The sequence below is a fragment of the Inquilinus sp. NPDC058860 genome (assembly GCF_042743185.1).
In the GTDB taxonomy this organism is placed as follows: Bacteria; Pseudomonadota; Alphaproteobacteria; order DSM-16000; family Inquilinaceae; genus Inquilinus.
Genome location: NZ_JBHYMS010000127.1, coordinates 1 through 3,015, shown reverse-complemented (window position 1 = coordinate 3,015; position 3,015 = coordinate 1). Strand labels below are relative to the sequence as shown.

Here is a 3,015-nt window from a genome sequence, read left to right as displayed (position 1 = left end):
AAACTACGTGTGGAAATCCTGGGCTTGTCGGGCATTCAGCCTCCGATCGCCCATGTCACCCTAATTCTTCTGTCTCAGTCCAGGGGTGCAGTCCAACTACACCGGGCGATGGTCAACCTCAGCGGCAGTGCCACTGGATCGCCACGCCCCTGCGGGGCTCGCGATGACGATGGGGGAGGCCGGCGAGAACCGGCCCTCACTGCTCCAGCCACGTATCCGCCCAGGACGACGTCGCCCATCTCGGATTGGTGGCGATGTTGTGCAGGCGGCGGCTGGCGACGGTGATGAAGGTGAACTCCGCCGCCACGATCAGCGGCAGCTGGTCGGCGGCGCGGAGCTGGAACTGCTTGTACAGGTCGATGCGCTTGGCGCGGTCGAGCTCCACCGCCGCGCGGTCGATCAGGTCGTTCATCGCCGGGTCGTCATAGCCGTACTGGTTCGAGAAGGGCACGCCGTCCGGCAGGCCGCCGCGGTAGAGGATGGTGGTCGAGATCGCCGGGTCGTTGCGGTAGACCGGCGAGCCGATCGCCAGGTCGAAGGCGTGGTCGGTGTAGACCGCCTTGGTGTGGCCGGCCGCGTCGTTGGTGACCAGCGTCGCGTCGATGCCCACCGCCTGCAGCGCCTGGCGCAGATAGTCGCCCATCTGGCGCGTCTGCTCGAACCACGGCGCCGGCAGGAGGCGCACGGCGAAGCGGCTGCCGCCGTCCTTGCGCGGGTAGCCGGCCTCGTCCAGCAGGGCCTCGGCCCGCTTCGGGTCGTAGGGGTATGTGGGGACATCCGGCGTGTAGAAGGGCACGCCCGTCTTCGGCACCGGGCCGGTGGCCGCGTCGGCATAGCCGCGGAAGATGGTGCCGACGACGTAGGACTGGTCGATCGCGTGGGCGATGGCGCGGCGGACGCGGACGTCCTGCAGCTCCTTGCGGCGGTGGTTGATCTCGACCGTCAGCTGGTAGGTGATGCCCTCGTAGCCCTTGCGCACCACCGCCAGGTCCGGGATGCCCTTCAGCCGCTCCAGCTCCTCCAGCGGCACGGCGGAGAAGGCGGAGAGCTGGATCTCCCCCGCCTCATGCGCCGCGACCACGGCGCCGCGGTCCGGCAGCACGCGGTAGACGATGCGGTCGAGATACGGCAGGCCCTGGCCCCAGTAATTCGGGTTCCGCTCCAGCAGGTAGTATTCGCCCGGCTTGTGCTCGCCGTAGCGGAAGGGGCCGGTGCCGACCAGCTGCTCGTTGTGCGGGTTCTGGTCGATGTCGACGCCCTCGTAGAGGTGCTTCGGCACCACGGCGGTGAGGGCGGGCAGCGCGTTCTCGACCAGCTGCAGCGGCGTCGGCGCGCCGAAGCGGAACACCGCGGTGCGGTCGTCCGGCGTGTCCACGCCTGCCAAGTCCTTGAACACCACCCGGCCGAGATTCTGCCGCTTGCTCCACAGCTCCGTCGCCGAGAAGGCGACGTCGGCCGAGGTGAAGGGCCGGCCGTCATGCCAGGTGACGCCGTCGCGCAGGGTGAAGGTGACCGTGCGGCCGTCGGCGCTGCCTTCCCAGGCCGTGGCCAGGAGCGGGGTCAGCTTGCCGTCAGTGGCCATCTCGGCCAGCGGCTCGACCACCTTGCTGGCGACGTAGAAGACGCCGTTGGAGGCGACCAGGGCCGGGTTCAGGTTGCGCGGCTCGGTGTCGGCCGCGACGGTCAGGGTGCCGCCCCTGACCGGGTCCTGCGCCCGGGCCCAGCGGACCGCCGACAGCATCGCCGTGGCGCCGACGCCGGACAGGAGGGCACGACGGGACAGCAGCAGGCGGGCGGGCATGATGGGACCTCGAAGGCAGAGTCAGGGCAGTCTAGCCGAGCGGCGGGGTGCGGCAAGGCGCAATCGATTGAATACACACTAAATTCCGGGCAATTCCGGAGCCGACGCGCCGGGCGAGGATTGCGCCGGCCGCGGCCGCCGTGCCACAACGGGGGCCACCCCCACAGGCCGGCGGTCGAGGCCCTGCCCTCCCGCCCGGGCCGGAACCAGGAGGATCAGCGATGACCCAGGACGCGATGGCGGCGCAGATGCTGAACAAGCCCGGCTTCATCGCCGCGCTGGACCAGAGCGGCGGGTCGACCCCCGGCGCGCTGCGGCTGTACGGCATCCCGGACAGCGCCTACAGCGGCGACGACGAGATGTTCCGGCTGATGCACGAGATGCGGGTGCGGATCATGACCGCGCCGGCCTTCACCGGCGACAAGGTGATCGGCGCGATCCTGTTCGAGAAGACCATGGACGGGCAGGCCCAGGGCAAGCCGGTGCCGGAGTTCCTGTGGCGGGAGCGGGGCGTGGTGCCGTTCCTGAAGGTCGACAAGGGGCTGCAGCCCGAGGCCGACGGCGTCAGCCTGATGAAGCCGATCCCGGGGCTGGACGCGCTGCTGCCGCGGGCGAAGGCGCTGGGCGTCTACGGCACCAAGGCGCGCTCGGTCGCCAACCTGGCGTCGCAGAGCGGCATCGCCGCGCTGGTGGCGCAGCAGTTCGAGCTGGGGGCGCAGATCTCCGCCCACGGGCTGATGCCGATCCTGGAGCCGGAGGTGCTGATCAAGAGCCCCGACAAGGCCGGGGCCGAGCGGATCCTGCGGGCCGAGATCCTGAAGGGGCTGGACAGGCTGCCGGCCGGGCAGCAGGTGATGCTGAAGCTGACCATCCCGGAGGAGCCGGGCTTCTATGCCGAGCTGATCGCGCACAAGGGCGTGGCCCGGGTGGTCGCCCTGTCCGGCGGCTACACCCGCGCCGATGCCTGCCGCCGCCTGGCCGCCAACCCCGGCATGATCGCCAGCTTCTCGCGCGCCCTGGTCGAGGAGCTGAAGCGCGATATGAGCGACGCGCAGTTCAACGCGGCGCTGGGGAAGGCGGTGGACGAGATTTATCGGGCTTCTGTCGCGCAGGGCTGAGGCTACGTGCTGCCTCTCCCGCTTCTTCCTTAGTCCCCCCTCCCCTTGCGGGAGGGGGGCAGGGGGAGGGGTCTGCGCGCGTCCGCGCGCGAAGGG

The 3,015-nt window shown here is 70.3% G+C and carries 2 protein-coding genes; one reads left to right on the top strand and one right to left on the bottom strand.

What is annotated here, in order from left to right; all coding sequences use genetic code 11:
- Nucleotides 1-196: 196 nt before the first annotated feature.
- The gene (locus ACFW16_RS35935; protein WP_380313899.1) at nt 197-1,801 is read right to left on the bottom strand and encodes an ABC transporter substrate-binding protein; all 1,605 of its coding nucleotides are present in this window, start codon (nt 1,799-1,801) and stop codon (nt 197-199) included.
- 221 nt (nt 1,802-2,022) lie between these two features.
- On the opposite strand from ACFW16_RS35935, the gene ACFW16_RS35930 reads away from it, so the two are divergent.
- Nucleotides 2,023-2,919: a fructose bisphosphate aldolase gene (locus tag ACFW16_RS35930; RefSeq protein ID WP_380313898.1), complete on the top strand. Its 897-nt coding sequence runs from the start codon at nt 2,023-2,025 to the stop codon at nt 2,917-2,919.
- Nucleotides 2,920-3,015 lie beyond the last annotated feature (96 nt).